The sequence below is a fragment of the Pseudomonas sp. 30_B genome, assembly GCF_017491605.1.
In the GTDB taxonomy this organism is placed as follows: domain Bacteria; phylum Pseudomonadota; class Gammaproteobacteria; order Pseudomonadales; family Pseudomonadaceae; genus Pseudomonas.
In genome coordinates, this window is the sequence record NZ_JAFGYY010000204.1 from 1 (window position 1) to 507 (window position 507).

The 507-nt window shown below is 64.3% G+C and carries 1 protein-coding gene; it reads left to right on the top strand.

What is annotated here, in order from left to right; translation table 11 throughout:
* Positions 1 to 67: 67 nt before the first annotated feature.
* Positions 68 to 507: AzlC family ABC transporter permease (locus tag J5M67_RS27950; RefSeq protein ID WP_207888614.1), on the top strand; the 440-nt coding region annotated here is incomplete at its 3' end.

Sequence of the window (507 nt, forward strand, 5' to 3'; positions counted from 1 at the left end):
GCATATAGCAAGAACGCAACCCGATTTCATCGAATTTGGCAGACAATATTGCCTCGAAGGAGGTTTAATGAACAGTCTGCCCACATCCACCGTCATTTCCGAGGCATCCCCCGCGAGATCCGAAGCCTGGCGCGGCCTGCGCGCATCGCTGCCCGTGATGCGCGGCTTCGTGCCGTTCGCGCTCGTGCTCGGCGCGCAGGCGGCGCAAAAGGGCCTCGGCATCGTCGAAGTACCGCTGCTGACCGGCCTGAACTTCGGCGGCGGCTCCGAATTCACCGCGATCCGGCTATGGACGTCGCCACCGCACATCCTGCTCATCGTCGCGATGTCGTTCCTCGTCAACTGCCGGCACATCCTGATGGGCGCGGCGTTCGCGCCGTATTTGCGGCACCTGTCGCGCAGGCAGACCTTCCCGGCGCTCTTCTTCATGTGCGACGAAAGCTGGGCGATGGCGCTCGCCGACGCGCGGCGCGAAGGGCGCGGCCGCATCAGCCTGCCGTATTACCT